The following is a 15,579-nucleotide window of genomic DNA, read 5'->3' as shown; positions in this document are numbered from 1 at the left end:
TCCCGCCAGTACTTTTCTTATTAATGGTGTGATATTTAAAGACGTAACGTTTTAAGTATAGATTACTTGATTGAATATTATGAAAATTTATATACGCCCAACATATGCAAGCGACGTAGAGGATGTTATTCCTTTGATGTTCAGTGCTGGCCCTGAAGCATATCGCTATGTATTTTCTCAGCAGTCTTCAAATCAAGCACTAGAATTTCTACGAGAAGCCTATTTGCGAGGTGGTGGTGAGTTTGGATTTAGTAGCCATTTTGTCGCGTGCCAAGGTGATCGTGTTATTGGTTTGCTTGGTTTACGTCAACCTAACAATAATTGGCCTTATGCTTGGTCAGCTCTGACTAATATTCTTCGCTATTACTCTCTTGTTGATGCCTTGAAAGTGCTAGTGCGAGGGTTGAAATTTGAACAAATCGTCAAACCGACTGTTAGGAACCGATTGTGTATTCACAATTTGGCTGTGTCTGAATCTTGTCAGGGCTTAGGGGTCGGCAGACAATTAATTGAGTATGCAGTAAACCAAGCACAAGCACTTGGTTTTAGTCATGTTTGTTTAGATGTTGCCGAGACTAACCCTAAAGCGAAAGCGCTATATCAACGTTTGGGCTTTATTACTCAAAGTCACCATGTAGGGAACCTGAACAGTACCTATGGCAAAGGTGTTAGCCATGATTACATGGAGTTGATACTCAAGTAATTCCAGAAAATTATGCTTTGAGGGCCTTAACCATAAATAGTAGTGCAGCTACTGCAAACCCCGACGCTGGTATTAACATGGCCTGGCTTGCTAATAATGCAGTAGTTACCATGGCACCTGCAGATAAAATCGAAAAGCTTAACTGAGCAGATTTAGATTGTTGCTGTTGGCTAATTTTACTGAGTAATTCAATTTGTTTTATATGGTTCTGCTTACCTGAATTTAAGTAATCGTAAATTAAGTCAGGAATTTCAGGGAGCTTCTCATTCCAAAATGGGAGGTTATCTTTTACTTTGTTAAAGACTGCTTTAACTCCCATTTGCTCCTGTACCCAATTTTCTAAAAACGGTTTTGCGGTCTGCCATAAGTCGAGTTGCGGATAAAGCTGACGACCTAAACCCTCAATATAAAGTAGGGTTTTTTGCAGCAGAACAAGCTGTGGTTGCACTTCCATATTAAAGCGTCTAGCAGTATTAAATAAATTGACTAATACTTGGCCGAATGAAATTTCCGCTAACGGTTTATTGAAAATTGGCTCGCATACTGTTCGTATAGCAAATTCAAACTCATCGACACTTGTGTTTCTAGGCACCCAGCCCGAATCAACATGTAATTGTGCAACTTTGCGATAATCACGATTAAAAAATGCCACAAAATTTTCTGCTAAATAGCGCTTATCTTCTTTATTTAATGTGCCGACGATACCGCAATCGATTGCTATCCAAGTTGGATCTGCGGGGTTAGTCGCATCAACAAAAACGTTACCAGGGTGCATATCTGCATGAAAAAAACTGTCTCGAAAGACTTGGGTGAAAAATACTTCTACGCCGCGCTCAGCAAGTAATTTCATATCGACACCAAGCTGGGTCAATGTTTCAACTTCACCGACACCTATTCCGTAAATACGCTCCATTACTAATACATTTTTATGAGAAAAACTGCTGTAAATTTCAGGTACATACAGGTGGTGATCTTGCGGTCGGTCTAGTGAGAAGTTGCGTTTTAATTGAATGGCATTTGCTGCTTCTCGGTTTAAATCGAGTTCATCAAGTATGGTTTTCTTGTATTCATTAACCACTTCTTTCGGACGTAAGCGCTTGCCATCAGGTAACCATTTAGCAACGATGCCAGCAAACATCAGCATGACTTTTAAGTCTGCCAGAATAATTTTTTCGATACCTGGGCGTAGTACTTTAATGACGACTTCATGTGCTTGTTGTTGCTCGTCAAGCAAGGTAGCGGTATGTACTTGCGCAATCGAAGCGGAAGCTAGTGATTGAGTATTGAAATCTTTAAAGTGTTGCTCAAATTCAACTTCGCCTATTGCCTGTTTAATTAGTTTCAACGACAGTTCACCATCAAACGGTGGAACCTGATCTTGCAATAATGCTAATTCTTCGGCGAACTTCTGAGGCAATAAATCTCGCCTAGTTGATAACATTTGCCCGAATTTAATAAATACTGGCCCTAACGACTCAATGGCAAGGCGAAATCGTTGTGCTTTTGTTTTATCTTTATGTTTATTCCGTAGCCAAAATACCGCTATTCGAGCAATTTTGACGTACCAAGGAATAGCATTTCTTGGCAGTAGCTCATCAAGCCCATATTGAAGAAATGTTTTGATTATTTTGTATATTCGAATACTACGCACGTGAGCTTTCCATATTAAGCAGTTAGTTGCTTACCGATTCTAACTTATTAGTTAACGCTAATACTCGCTGTTCAAGTATAGATACTTGTTGTTCACTTTCGTTAATACCAAGTAGTAAACGAGATAATTCGTGTTTTGCCACAACTAATTTTTGCTCGTGGACTAAATATTCACTAGCATCACTTGTGATTTGCTTTTTAGCAAATTTAGCTTTGTGACTTATATTTTTGGCAAGCGTGATGAGTTTGTGAGTGGCGATATCACCTATATGCTTTTCAAGCTCTGCGGGCCAATCAATATCAATATTTTCTATCAATGCTGCGAGCTTTTGTGCAACTTTGATATCACCTTGAATATCGAGTTTATCTTGCTTGATTAACTCAGTAAGTTGGTGCTCACTTTTAATCTCATGAAGGGTAGACAGGCTAGTGGTGATTATGCAATCAGCAGTTGCCGGTGGCTCATTAGTGTCGCTTTTAGGGCTAGTTACTAATAGCTTATCGTCGATAACTTGTAGCTGAATCGCAAAACCAAGTTCACTTAAACTAAGTATTAAGGATTTTTCAGATAATTGTGCCAACGCATTTGCTGAACTTTTGCTTAGCTCGATAGCTTTGTTGGCAATGACTTCTATAACACTGCAAAACAATTGCGGGTGCATAAAGGTATTCATAGTTTAGAACTTGTACCCTTTATGAAGTGCTACAATGCCACCTGTTAGGTTGTGATAAGTGGCTTGTTCAAACCCAGCGTCTTCCATCATTGTTTTTAACGTTTCCTGATCAGGGTGCATACGAATTGATTCGGCTAGATATTGGTAACTGTCGCCGTCTTTTGCAACAAATTCGCCCATTTTCGGCAAAATATTGAATGAGTAAAAGTCGTAAGCTTTATTTAGCAATTCGTGTTCTGGTTTGGAAAACTCTAAAACTAGTAAGCGTCCACCAGGCTTTAACACGCGGTAGATTGATTGTAATGCACGATCTTTATTGGTTACGTTTCGAAGACCAAATGCGATAGTAACAATATCAAATGTGTTTTCTTCAAAAGGTAAGTACTCGGCATTGGCTTGAACATATTCAATATTCTGAACTAAACCTTTATCTCGCAATTTATCGCGACCAACATTGAGCATTGAGCTGTTGATATCCGCTAATATCACTTTGCCGTCTTTGCCAACCAGCTGCGAAAATTTTGCCGTTAAATCACCGGTACCGCCAGCCAAATCCAATACATTATTGCCTGGGCGGACACCTGATGCATCTATGGTAAAACGTTTCCATAAACGATGAACACCAAATGACATCAAATCATTCATAATGTCATATTGTTGCGCTACAGAGTGAAATACTCCGGCAACCAGCGATTCTTTATCTTTTTTATCAATGGTTTGATAACCAAAATGCGTTTGATTTTCGCTAGAATTTGTATTGTTTTGTTGCTGTTCCGACATGAATTATTCGCTTACTCTGTCAAGTTGACGCTAGTGTACTGCATGCAAAAGTTAAAATCAGCAACAACACAGCAAACTTCGCCATTTATCAATGCGGATCAAACATCTGTGCTAAAATATGCTCTTTGTCCTTATAAGTTTCGGTAGTCTTTATGAACGAGCAGTCTCAAGAATGGGTGTTTTACGGTCGTCGTTTGGTTCAAACGGGTAACCTCAATCATAACAATACCTTATTTGGTGGCACTATGATGTCGTGGATTGATGAAGAGCTATACATCTATGCCAAGTGTCAGCTAGGTAATAAAGACGATATGACGATGGTGACAGCACGCTTTGGTGAAATTAATTTCCGCTCGCCAGCCTTTAAGGGCAATATCATTGAGTTTGGCATGAAAACTAAAAATCTTGGCCGAACCTCCATTACGGTTGATGTTTTAGTGCGTAATAAGTCTACTCATTGTGTGATATGTGAAGTACATGATGTGACTTTTGTATGTGTTGATCCAGAATCGATGAAGCCAGTTCCACATGGCTACTTTGAAGAATAGCGAGTTTCAGCGATACATTTAATTAGCTCTTGCAAAAATATTGATAACTGGCTGTTTTATAATTGCTTACCTCTGCTGGCAGTATTTTTATTTCCTGCTATAAATTAAGGTGGTAAGAGCACTACGCCACGGATTTTAAGGTAAAACATAATATTGAATATATTCGCTCAAATATGGTTAGTTAAAGTAAAAACCTAATCAGAGCGTATTGGCTCACTAAATTTGAGGTAGTTTTTGAGCGTTCCAGCTAAGCGAATGAAAGAAATCATTGCATCTCGTCGGACTATTTTATTAACCAGCTTAATTTTTTTAGCGCTGGTGCTTTGGAATGCGTATTCCTCTGTTCAATTACACAAAAGCTATCAACATGCCTTAATGAAATCAGTTACCGACAGTGTTTTAGCTGATTATCAAGAATATTTGGCTCAATTACGTACTGACGTAATTCATTTTCAAGGACAAAACTATACGCAAATTGCAGCATTAGCAAATAAAGGGCCGCTAGCTAGTAAAGAAGAATATATGCAATTGCTAAAACTGATGAAAAATCAGTTTAGTGATTTAAGGCTATTTGCCATTATCGACAACAATGCGCAAGGAGTGCTAAAGCATATCACGGGTGACTTTCTTGATGACTGTAAGGACGAAATTAGAACCACAGTTGACGTCGGTAGCCAAGAGCATTTGTTTTTGCATCGTAGTAGCAATAGCATTCATTATGATTTATTAGAACCTCTGAATATCCCTGGTAAACAGGGCTGGTACTTTTTTGTAGCGTTTAATACTACGGTTTTTGAATCTCTTTTAATTAAATACCAATTACCACATCAAGAACTTTTCTTACTGCGTACTGATTTAATCGGAAAAATAGAGTTAAGCACTACAACCACTACAGATGAACATATAGCGGGTATTGAAATGAGTGCCGAAGAAGTACAAATGTTTAGTTTTGTGAAAGAAATACCTGGAACCCGCTGGCAACTGGCTATCCGACAAGAACCTAATTACCAATCCTCCATTTTAGTTAAAAGTGTTATTAAAGCACTAATTTTATGGCTGTTTGCGAGTGCAATTATTCTAGCGTTTTACTTGTTCCAGCGCCAACGAGCACGCTCGCATTATGCGATTAAAAAGGCGTTGGAATTCAACGCTACACATGATGCGCTAACGGGGTTGATGAATCGAGCGACCTTTGAGCAGAGCTTAACTAACTTTATAAGCCAAGCAAAAGATAACCCTACCCATGGCGTTGTGCTCTTAGTTGATATTGACCAGTTCCAGCTTATTAATAATGGTTACGGCTATGCAGTAGGAGATAGCGTTTTAAACTTTTTATCAATTGAGCTTAAGCGCTACCTACCAGAAAATGTGGCATGTAGTCGTTTAGGTAATGATGAGTTTGCGATTTTAGTGCCTGATTTATCGTTCGAGCATGCGCAAGCTTGTGCCAATAAACTTAAACAGTTTATTAATGATTTAAGTTATGTCACCGAAGAGTCGTTAATAAAGCTAACTGCTAGCATCGGTGTTTTGCATATCGATACAGATCAGATCTCAAGAGAGCGAATTTTTAATTCTCTAGCGCAGGCAGTTCGAATTGCGAAAGAGAAAGGTCGCAATCGCGCGCAGTTATACCAAAGTGATGACCAAGCGCTGATACAACACGCACAAGAAATGTCAGTCATTAAAGACATAGATGCAGCACTTAATGAAAATCGCTTTATGCTATATCGTCAACATATTAATGCGCTGCAAGGTGATATTAATATTCCCAAATATGAAGTATTAGTCAGGCTTAAGAGTCGACAAGATGAAATTATTCCACCCGATCACTTTATTCCTGCTTGTGAGAAGTTTGGCTTAATCACTAAATTAGATCGCTGGGTTATAGAAGCAACGTGTAAAAGCATTGCTGATACAGGAGATAATGGCCATTACAGTATTAATTTGTCTGGTATTACATTAGCAGATAAAGATATTAAAGAATTCGTCAGTAATATGTTTGAAAAATATCATATTAACCCTAACCGGATAGGCTTTGAAATCACTGAAACTTACGCAATAACTCACTTAGAATCGGCAACTAAATTCATTGGTCAAATGTCAGAAATGGGCTGTGAATTTTCGTTAGATGATTTTGGTAGTGGCTTATCATCTTTCAGTTATTTACAGCAACTTCCTGTTCATCACATAAAAATTGATGGCAGCTTTATTAAAGACATTTGCAATAACCGTTTAAACCAAGTATTTGTTGAAACCATGCACAAACTCGCCAAAGAAATGGGTAAAGACTGCATTGCTGAATTTGTTGAAGATAAAGCGACTCAAGAGCATCTTATAGAACTAGGGATTGAATTTGCTCAAGGCTACTATCACCATAGACCAGAAAAATGGTTTGAATACTAGTGGTGTTACATTTGCAGTTAATTGATTACAATTAGTATTGCGAAATAAACTTTAGGTAGGTACCCTTAGCTTCGAAAATCAAAGCGATATTTTGGTATGATGAAACAGATTTTATTCATGATTTTTTTGATATCTTTAGCTGTGGGGCAACCCCAAGCTAGTGTCGATCATGAGTGTAAATCTCAGTCTGCCCAACACCAGCATTCTATTGAAATGGATCATCATGCCATGATGGAAATGGAAGAAATGGACTGTTGTAAAACGCTTTGCCAATGTCAAATTTCCAGCTGTAGTAGCTCAGCTTCCATTGCGATGTTTAGTGCACAAATCCCGGTATTTGAATTAACCCAAGAAGTTCCAATTCACTTTAATGAAGGCCGTCTTGTCCAGTTACAGGACTTAGCCTATAAACCACCCATTCTCGCTTAACCCTAGGATAGATCTATCCAGAATTCCCTTTAGCACTTGCACATCGTGCTAGTTATATAGTTTTTAGGTTAAGTTTTATGAATGTTTTAAATCCTATTTCGGCAACTCGTGGCCGAATAAATACACTTGTACTTGTTGTTATCGCCGCAATACTAGGTGCTGCTGCAAGCTATTTCTTTATTGGCCAACAGAATGGCAGTTCGTCTATTGACGAACTGCAAAATAGCCAAGAGCAAAAGCCTTTATATTGGGTTGCTCCAATGGACGCTAACTTTCGTCGGGACCAACCGGGTAAATCTCCAATGGGGATGGATCTAGTCCCTGTTTATCAAGAAGATAATAGTGAATTTGATGATGCAGGAGTTGTGTCGATTTCTCCAGGAGTTGTTCAAAACCTAGGCGTACGAACAGCAAAAGTGACACTAGGTAAATTAAAACCTGAAATCAATACTATTGGCGTTGTTCGATATGATGAAGAGCGATTGATCCACGTTCATCCGCGTATCGCTGGTTGGCTTGAAAAGCTCTATGTTAAAGCGACAGGTGAGCATGTTGAACAAGGTGCGCCACTTTATGAGCTTTATTCTCCGGAGCTTGTTAATGCGCAAGAAGAATACTTATTAGCGGTTAGCTCTAATGAAAAACGTTTGGTTGATGCAGCAAAAAGTCGTCTTGAAGCCTTACATATACCAAGCTCCACCATCGAGCAATTGCATAAAACTAAGCAAGTGAAGCAATATGTTTTATTCACCGCACCTCAATCTGGCGTGATAGAGAACCTTAACATTAGAGAGGGTTTTTATGTGCAGCCAGACACCACGCTATTGTCTATTGGTGACTTGTCTCAGGTATGGGTTGAAGCACAGGTTTTAGAACGTGATGCTCCTTTTGTTTCTGTTGATGACAAGGTGACTATGCAATTAGATTATTTACCAAGCCGTCTATGGTCAGGGAAGGTTGATTACATTTATCCTAGCCTAGACCCTCAGCAGCGAACACTAAGAGTCAGATTACGCTTTAATAATCAGGAGTTAGTGTTGAAGCCCAATATGTATGCAACGGTTACTATTCATCAATCGCCCCGTATGTCGCAATTATTATTGCCTAAGGCTGCATTGATCCGAACTGGTCATCAACAACGAGTCGTTGTCGCACTTGAGCAGGGTAAATACAAATCTGTTGAAGTAGAAACTGCAGCGTTTGACGATGACTATATTGTCGTGACTTCAGGCGTTGAATTAAATGATGAGGTGGTTATTTCGGCTCAATTTTTATTAGATTCAGAATCTAGTATAGCTTCTGACTTTCGCCGATTTGGTCAAGACAACTCCAATACAATGGAGGACGAGAGTACTGAAGTAAGTCGAGCAAGAGTCAAAGGTGTCGTACAAGCGTTGGAGACCACTAGTAGAGTAGTGACTATCGCTCGAGAAGCGATTGAAAAGTGGCAGCGCCCTGCTGCGACCATGGAGTTTATGCTAGCTGACGATATTGACCTAACTATGCTTTCGAAAGGTAGCGAAATAGATTTTACCTTTGAAATATCTGATGGCGAATTTACGGTAACCACACTTCACGCACACTCAATGCCTACGCATCAGCATTAAGGACGGTGAGCATGATTACGCATATTATTTATTGGTCGGTAAAAAATCGCTTATTAGTGCTTTTGCTTGCATTGCTTTTAGTAGTAGCTGGCTTATACGCGATTAAGCAAACACCGGTCGATGCTATTCCTGACTTATCTGATGTTCAGGTCATAGTTAAAACTACTTATCCAGGTCAGGCGCCGCAAGTCGTTGAAGATCAAGTAACCTACCCGTTAACCACGGCACTATTATCAGTTCCGGGAGCAAAAACCGTAAGAGGTTTTTCTTTTTTTGGTGATTCATATATTTACATAATTTTTGATGATGATACTGATTTGTATTGGGCTAGATCGCGAGTGCTAGAATACCTATCACAAGTGACACCATCACTGCCTTCTGAAGCTAAACCCGAGCTTGGCCCAGATGCAACTGGCGTTGGCTGGGTATATCAATACGCCTTGGTAGATCGAACTAACCAACATGATTTAAGCCAATTAACCTCTTTGCAAAACTGGTTCCTAAAATATGAATTGCAAACGGTGGCAGGTGTCGCGGAAGTTGCGACGGTGGGCGGCATGGTCAAACAGTATCAAGTACAGCTTAACCCTGAAAAGATGCGCGCATATGACATTCCTCTTGGGCTAATTCATACCGCAATTGTTCAAAGTAACCAAGAGGTTGGTGCATCTGTTATTGAAATGGCTGAAGCTGAATACATGGTGACCGTTGCGGGTTATGTAAAATCGACCGCTGATCTTGGTAATACGCCACTTGGTATAAGCATTTCTGGTACTCCGCTTCTCCTTAAAGATGTTGCTGAAATTCAATTAGGCCCTCAAATGCGTCGCGGTATAGCCGAACTTAATGGTGAAGGTGAAGTGGTAGGCGGAATTGTTGTCATGCGTTTTGGTGAGAATGCCGCGCAAACAATAGCAGGTGTTAAAGCTAAGTTGCAGGCGCTTGAAAAAGGCCTGCCTGACGGCGTGGAAATAGTGACTGTTTATGATCGCTCATCATTGATTAATCGTGCAGTAGATAACTTATGGCAAAAGCTAATGGAAGAGTTAGCAGTCGTTGCTGTCGTTTGTATGGTATTTCTTTTTCACATGCGCTCCTCAATTGTTGCGGTGATTAGTTTACCTCTGGGTATTATTGCCGCCTTTGTTGTGATGTATTTTCAGGGCATTAATGCCAATATTATGTCGTTAGGTGGTATAGCTATTGCGATAGGTGCCATGACTGATGGCGCAATCGTCATGATTGAAAATATGCATAGACATATGGAGAAAACACCGCTAACCAAAGAAAACCGATGGCAGGTGGTTGCTCAATCAGCAAGTGAAGTGGGACCAGCGTTATTTTTTAGTTTATTAATTATCACGGTTAGCTTTTTGCCCGTCTTTATTTTGGAAGCACAGGAAGGGAGATTGTTTGCACCGCTTGCCTATACAAAAACGTATGCTATGGCTGCAGCAGCAGGGTTGGCCATAACCTTAGTGCCTGTGCTCATGGGCTACTTTATACGCGGTAAAGTCATGGCTGCCGATAAGAATCCAATTAACCGTCTATTAGTTGCCGTTTATACTCCTGCATTACGCGTAGTGCTCAGCTTTCCTAAAACGACCTTGCTATTAACTATAGCCATTACGGCGTGGGGCTTTAGCCCTGTTAATAAAATAGGAAGTGAGTTTATGCCGCCGCTTGATGAAGGAGATTTGATGTATATGCCGACAACCTATCCGAGTATTTCTATAGGTAAGGCACGGGAATTATTACAACAAACAGACAAGCTTATCCGCACAGTACCGGAAGTTGAAAATGTGTTTGGCAAAGTGGGGCGTGCACAAACAGCCACTGATCCAGCACCATTGACTATGATCGAAACTATCATTCAATTAAAACCTCGCGAGCAATGGCGTACGGGTGTGACTAGTCAGTCGCTAAGGGAAGAGTTTGATCAGTTAGTGAAGTTTCCTGGCTTAACTAATGCTTGGGTAATGCCGATTAAAACGCGAATCGACATGTTAGCAACTGGGGTTAAAACCCCCGTGGGTATTAAGGTTTCAGGGGATAAATTAGCCACTATTGAACAGGTCGCTACTGAAATTGAGAAAGTACTCCATAATGTTGAAGGTACTGCGTCGGTGTATGCTGAACGAGTTGCAGGAGGCCGATACATCGATGTTCAAATTGATCGATTAAAAGCCGCTCGCTATAACCTTACCATTGAGCAAATTCAGCAAGTGTTAGGCATGGCGGTTGGCGGTCGAAATATCGCACAGTCTGTAGAGGGAAGAGAAAGGTACCCTATTAATTTACGTTATCCTCAAAGCTATAGAGATTCGCCAGAGTCGTTAGCAAAATTACCTATTGTAACGGAACAAGGTCTACACCTAGTGCTAGCTGATGTTGCTTCAATAGAAGTCAAAGAAGGCGCTCCGGGGATTAAAAGTGAAAATGCTCGTATTAATGGCTGGATTTATGTCGACATTGCTGGCGTTGATATTGGTCGCTATGTTGAACAAGCAAAGCTAGCGATTGCAGACCAGGTTGCATTGCCATCAGGTTATTCGATCAACTGGGCAGGACAATATCAATATATGGAGCGAGCACAAGAAAAGCTTAAATTTGTACTGCCATTAACTTTGGCGATTATTATCGTTTTGTTATTTCTGAACTTCAGAAATTTTTCAGAAGTGTTAATTATTATCGCCACTTTACCATTTGCCTTAATTGGCGGGATTTGGCTGTTATACCTTGAAGGGTTTAATTACTCGGTAGCTGTTGGTGTAGGGTTTATCGCGCTAGCAGGAGTTGCGGTAGAAATTGGCGTCATTATGCTGGTGTATTTAAATCAGGCGTATAACTCGTTACTATGCGGCAGGACTGATAACCTAGCTCGTATCGATGCAGAGCAATTAAAACAAGCGGTTATACAGGGGGCAGCATTGCGCGTTAGGCCGGTAATGATGACAGTAGCAACGATAGTTGTCGGGCTTTTACCGGTACTTTATGGTAGCGGCACTGGAAGTGAAGTGATGAGCAGAATCGCTGCACCTATGGTCGGCGGAATGGCAAGTGCGTTAATACTTACTTTACTAGTTTTGCCGGTTGTTTATTATCTATGGCGCAAACAACAAATAAAATAATAAAAGGTGTAGTTTAGTGAAGTATCACAAACTTAGTCGACAGCTCCACCAATGGCTGATGGCCTTAATAGGCCTTCAGTTTGTCATCTGGTCGATAACTGGTGTGTATATGGTGGTTATGGATATCGATTATATTCATGGAGATAGCCTTATTGAGAATCACCAAATAACTATTGATGCCACTAAGGTTAATTACACTCTGCCTGCACTGATTAATGCTTACCCTGACGCTATTGAAATAGAACTTGGTAATTTACTTGAGCAAGCAGTTTATCGTTTTAAGCGAAAAAATTCTGGGAACCGTGTCATGGTATCAGCAATCGATGGCTCACTATTATCGCCTTTGACGCAAGATACCGCACAAGAGATAGCCGAGTTTTATTATGCAGGTGGAGGTACAATTAGCGCGATTAATCTGATTGCACAAACTCCGCCTTTTGAACTTAGTGCCCGACATTTACCGTCATGGCAGATTATTTTCGATGACAATGAATCCTCAGTTTTATATGTATCAGCGTTAACAGGAAACATTGTTACTAAACGCCATCAATATTGGCGCATGTTTGATTGGATGTTTCGCTTTCACGTAATGGATTACCAAGATAGTGAAATAGATAACCAATTATTATTTTGGATTGCATTATTTGGCTTAATTGCCGCTTTTTCAGGGGCGGCTCTGGCTTACTTTCGCGTTTACAAACCTTATCAACACAAGCGTAAGGTTAGTGCCAATAACCGAGTATCAATATGATGTCAGTGATCAGAAAAATACATAAATGGCTGGCGATCATCGTTGGTTTGCAACTTATTATTTGGCTGAGTTCCGGGCTTTATTTAAATATTGCCGATGCAACTAAAGCATCAGGTCGACAGTATTTAGTGAAGACAAAGCCGACAGTCGTAGATATTGCATCAACAGTGTCAGTTAAGTCTGTTTTGACGCAATACCCCAATGCTCAATCGATAAAATTAATTACCTTATTGGATAAGCCCTTTTTTTTAGTGACGCTAGAAAAAGGGCTATATGCGCACTTTCCCAATCGCTATCAATTGGTCAATGCAGTTCAAGGTAATCGTATCGAAATAGACTCAACATTTGCCGCTGAACTTGCACAGGCGAGCTATAGTGGAGGTGGTGACATTAGTGATGTCCGTATTATCGAAACTCGGCCGAGTGCATTTCCTAAGCAACAAAATGCGAGCTGGCAAATAAGTTTTACGGATGAAGTGTCAACACAAGTATATATTGAGGCAGATTCTGGTCGGTTGATTGGTCATAGTAATGATCACAAGGCGCTTGCTGGTTTGATGTTAATGTTACATTTTATGGATTATGGTCGTATTGGTAGTTTCAATAGTTGGCAAATGATTTTCTTTGCCCTAATAGCGCTGTGGCTGTCTATTTCAGGCATGATTATGGCGGTAACGTTCACTAAACGAAACGTTCAACGTTTAAAAATATAGCAAGCACTGTCAACCAATTGCTTAGCGTTTCGTTATGGTATTAAACAACCATAACGAAGACTTTCCTTTGAAAAAGAAAATACTACTCTTTAACCGTAATTTGGCTTTAAACAATGCGTTAATGCCATTTGTCCAATCAGCGAGTTGGCAAGTTAATATTATTTTGTTGCCAGAGCTGATTAGTTACCTGTTATCGAAACAACATTTTGATGCACTCATTTTAGGTTTTTCTAGTTTAGATACTGAGGATTTGGCATTGATTGCTAAACTTCGTCAGCAGTTTTCTTTACCCATAATAGCGATGTGCGATGGTCAAGATGCCGCCAAAAGGGTTGATGCTTATAAAGTGGGGTCTGATGACGTTACTTTGTTGGATAGTTGTCCTGAAGAATTCCAATTAAAGCTGCAAGCCATATGGCGACGAAGTGCGTTAAGTCAGTTACAAAAATCAATTGCCAAAGTATTAGATATAAACGATATTTTTTTAGATCCAGCTGTTCGTCGTGTCTACTGCCAACAGCAGGAAATCATACTAACTAGCAAAGAATTCAATATTTTACAGCTCTTAATGCAAAGAGCAGGAGAAGTCGTTAGTAAAGTTGAACTGTGCAACACGGTACTTTGTCATAAATATAGCCCGCTAAGCCGAGGAATAGATGTACATATTAGTAATATTCGAAAGAAAATTGCTAGTGTTTGTAGCGATGACAAATTTAAAACGGTTCGCGGTGTTGGGTATGTATTTTTACATAACCACATGGCGCTAAATTACCCTAAGACATTAAGTGCAAGCTGAGTTTTAATGCCTATCTGTTCATTGAGGGATTTAACGTGGCTATGCTTTCGTAGAGCCTTTCAATAACTGAATTGTGGCAATACAGCCCGAACCATCTTTTCTATCTTGCAATGTAAGTTGCCCTTGGTGCGCTTCGACTATCTGCCTTGATAGTACTAAGCCAATGCCACTGCCTTGTTTTTTCGTGGTATAAAATGGAGTAAATAAGTTTTTAGAATTGCTTAGTCCAACACCTTGGTCGATGACTTGAATATGCAAGTCATTCAGCCCTGAAGAGACGATGATTTCTATGCTTTTGTCTAAATTACTTCCCGATGCTTCGTCAGCATTTTTCAATAAATTAATAAGCACTTGTTCTATTTGAACAGGGTCAATATTGGCTGTTAAATCATCCGAGCAAGTAATTGTCACTTGCCGTTTAAAAAGAATAGGTAATTTGGCTAGCAGTAAACCAATATTCGTAGGTGTTTTTTTAGGCGCAGGTAAATGAGTTAACTGCCGATAGCTTTGGATAAACTGGCTTAAACTTGTCGCCCTTTCACTGATCACCGTTAACCCTTCATTGAAGTTGTCACTGAGCTCCTTATCTTCAATTTTTTTGGTAAATGTTTGTAGTGTGTTAGCCAAAGAGCCGATCGGCGAAAGAGAATTATTAATTTCGTGGCTAAGCACCCGAATTAAGTCTTGCCAAGCCTGTCGTTCTTGCTCCCTTAATAATAAATTTACATCGGTGATAAAAAACAATTGGTGTTGATGCCCTTGTTCACGATATTGGTCGCAAATTACTTGGTAACGACCTATTTGCCCTGCGAACTCCAAATTAACTACATCATGGTTATTAACTTCAAGTAGGGACTTTCCGCCTATAAATTCTAGCGGACTTCCAATGACTGAACTTTCAGTGATATTGAGTAGTTTTTCTGCTGCAGGGTTTACAAATGCGATATTTTTTTCATCATCAACAGCGATGATTGATACGTCAATGTGTTGAATGATTTTGGCCACTAAAAGTTGGCTTTCGGTAGCCGTATAACGTTGTGCAAGTAACGTATCGGCGAGGGCATTTATTTGGTTAATGAGCTGCCCTAGAGCATTATTGGTATCACTACTTCCTCTGCGCCCTCTAAGTGAGTAATCGCCATGCACCATACCTTCTAATAAATTAGACAAGGTACGCAGCTGAAAAGTAATTTTTTGATATAAAGTGGTGGCACAAAAGCCCGTTAAACAAGTAAGTGAGAGAATAATTAAGCCGATTAAATACCTTGAAGCTCCGTAGTACCAAAGCGCAATAACTAATGCGATAGCGGGCACTAGTGTTGCTACCAATAAATATTTTAGTAGTTGTCGTTCAAATTGTAGTTGTTTGGCCATCTAGTAATCGCTGATTA

Annotated in this window: 13 protein-coding genes; 9 read left to right on the top strand and 4 right to left on the bottom strand. The window is 39.9% G+C overall.

Annotated elements, in window-relative coordinates; translation table 11 throughout:
* The first annotated feature begins 79 nt into the window (after positions 1-79).
* A complete protein-coding gene (locus tag HII17_RS03915; RefSeq protein ID WP_169073982.1) occupies positions 80-703 on the top strand; it encodes a GNAT family N-acetyltransferase in 624 nt (207 codons plus the stop codon).
* Positions 704-713: 10 nt separating this feature from the next.
* Here the strand turns inward: HII17_RS03915 and ubiB are convergent, their stop codons facing one another.
* From ubiB to ubiE, 3 genes are read right to left on the bottom strand one after another with little or no spacing between them, the layout of a single operon-like run.
* Complete coding sequence (gene ubiB / locus HII17_RS03910) at positions 714-2,354, bottom strand: ubiquinone biosynthesis regulatory protein kinase UbiB (RefSeq protein WP_169073981.1); 1,641 nt, start codon at positions 2,352-2,354, stop codon at positions 714-716.
* 22 nt (positions 2,355-2,376) lie between these two features.
* Positions 2,377-3,027 (bottom strand): ubiquinone biosynthesis accessory factor UbiJ, encoded by a 651-nt coding sequence (locus HII17_RS03905; protein ID WP_169073980.1) that lies wholly within the window; start codon positions 3,025-3,027, stop codon positions 2,377-2,379.
* 3 nt (positions 3,028-3,030) lie between these two features.
* Positions 3,031-3,807 carry a bifunctional demethylmenaquinone methyltransferase/2-methoxy-6-polyprenyl-1,4-benzoquinol methylase UbiE gene (gene ubiE / locus HII17_RS03900; protein ID WP_169073979.1) on the bottom strand — a complete coding sequence of 259 codons (777 nt, stop codon included), beginning with the start codon at positions 3,805-3,807 and terminating at the stop codon, positions 3,031-3,033.
* Between the two features lie 152 nt (positions 3,808-3,959).
* Here ubiE and HII17_RS03895 point away from each other — a divergent pair, with 152 nt between their 5' ends.
* From HII17_RS03895 to HII17_RS03860, 8 genes are all read left to right on the top strand, one after another.
* Positions 3,960-4,355 (top strand): acyl-CoA thioesterase, encoded by a 396-nt coding sequence (locus HII17_RS03895; protein WP_169073978.1) that lies wholly within the window; start codon positions 3,960-3,962, stop codon positions 4,353-4,355.
* 255 nt (positions 4,356-4,610) lie between these two features.
* Entirely contained in the window at positions 4,611-6,761 is a 2,151-nt protein-coding gene (locus HII17_RS03890) for a putative bifunctional diguanylate cyclase/phosphodiesterase (RefSeq protein WP_169073977.1), read from the top strand.
* A gap of 117 nt (positions 6,762-6,878) precedes the next feature.
* Positions 6,879-7,190 (top strand): hypothetical protein, encoded by a 312-nt coding sequence (locus HII17_RS03885; RefSeq protein ID WP_211185236.1) that lies wholly within the window; start codon positions 6,879-6,881, stop codon positions 7,188-7,190.
* A 77-nt stretch (positions 7,191-7,267) separates the two neighbouring features.
* The gene (locus HII17_RS03880) at positions 7,268-8,797 is read left to right on the top strand and encodes an efflux RND transporter periplasmic adaptor subunit (protein WP_211185235.1); all 1,530 of its coding nucleotides are present in this window, start codon (positions 7,268-7,270) and stop codon (positions 8,795-8,797) included.
* Positions 8,798-8,808: 11 nt separating this feature from the next.
* Positions 8,809-11,928 carry an efflux RND transporter permease subunit gene (locus HII17_RS03875; protein WP_169073975.1) on the top strand — a complete coding sequence of 1,040 codons (3,120 nt, stop codon included), beginning with the start codon at positions 8,809-8,811 and terminating at the stop codon, positions 11,926-11,928.
* Between the two features lie 16 nt (positions 11,929-11,944).
* On the top strand, positions 11,945-12,679 hold the full coding sequence (locus HII17_RS03870) for a PepSY domain-containing protein (protein ID WP_328824454.1): 735 nt from the start codon (positions 11,945-11,947) through the stop codon (positions 12,677-12,679).
* A complete protein-coding gene (locus HII17_RS03865) occupies positions 12,676-13,392 on the top strand; it encodes a PepSY domain-containing protein (RefSeq protein WP_169073974.1) in 717 nt (238 codons plus the stop codon). Before HII17_RS03870 ends, HII17_RS03865 begins: the two co-directional genes overlap by 4 nt.
* A gap of 34 nt (positions 13,393-13,426) precedes the next feature.
* Positions 13,427-14,188, top strand: coding sequence for a winged helix-turn-helix transcriptional regulator (locus tag HII17_RS03860; RefSeq protein ID WP_169073973.1), 762 nt, complete (start codon positions 13,427-13,429; stop codon positions 14,186-14,188).
* Between the two features lie 39 nt (positions 14,189-14,227).
* On the opposite strand, the gene HII17_RS03855 is transcribed toward HII17_RS03860, so the two are convergent.
* The gene (locus HII17_RS03855) at positions 14,228-15,562 is read right to left on the bottom strand and encodes a sensor histidine kinase (protein ID WP_169073972.1); all 1,335 of its coding nucleotides are present in this window, start codon (positions 15,560-15,562) and stop codon (positions 14,228-14,230) included.
* Positions 15,563-15,579 lie beyond the last annotated feature (17 nt).

Origin of the sequence: Thalassotalea algicola (assembly GCF_012932965.1) — a bacterium.
Classification (GTDB): domain Bacteria; phylum Pseudomonadota; class Gammaproteobacteria; order Enterobacterales; family Alteromonadaceae; genus Thalassotalea_F; species Thalassotalea_F algicola.
The sequence above is the reverse complement of the archived record's forward strand: the minus strand, read 5'-3'. Positions and strand labels throughout refer to the sequence as shown.

Bases quoted from the DNA above. Each gene is read 5' to 3' on its own strand.
- HII17_RS03915 (WP_169073982.1), top strand. From the start codon at position 80: ATGAAAATTTATATACGCCCAACATATGCAAGCGACGTAGAGGATGTT.
- HII17_RS03905 (WP_169073980.1), bottom strand. From the start codon at position 3,027: ATGAATACCTTTATGCACCCGCAATTGTTTTGCAGTGTTATAGAAGTC.
- ubiE (WP_169073979.1), bottom strand. From the start codon at position 3,807: ATGTCGGAACAGCAACAAAACAATACAAATTCTAGCGAAAATCAAACG.
- HII17_RS03895 (WP_169073978.1), top strand. From the start codon at position 3,960: ATGAACGAGCAGTCTCAAGAATGGGTGTTTTACGGTCGTCGTTTGGTT.
- HII17_RS03890 (WP_169073977.1), top strand. From the start codon at position 4,611: ATGAAAGAAATCATTGCATCTCGTCGGACTATTTTATTAACCAGCTTA.
- HII17_RS03885 (WP_211185236.1), top strand. From the start codon at position 6,879: ATGATTTTTTTGATATCTTTAGCTGTGGGGCAACCCCAAGCTAGTGTC.
- HII17_RS03880 (WP_211185235.1), top strand. From the start codon at position 7,268: ATGAATGTTTTAAATCCTATTTCGGCAACTCGTGGCCGAATAAATACA.
- HII17_RS03875 (WP_169073975.1), top strand. From the start codon at position 8,809: ATGATTACGCATATTATTTATTGGTCGGTAAAAAATCGCTTATTAGTG.
- HII17_RS03865 (WP_169073974.1), top strand. From the start codon at position 12,676: ATGATGTCAGTGATCAGAAAAATACATAAATGGCTGGCGATCATCGTT.
- HII17_RS03860 (WP_169073973.1), top strand. From the start codon at position 13,427: ATGGTATTAAACAACCATAACGAAGACTTTCCTTTGAAAAAGAAAATA.
- HII17_RS03855 (WP_169073972.1), bottom strand. From the start codon at position 15,562: ATGGCCAAACAACTACAATTTGAACGACAACTACTAAAATATTTATTG.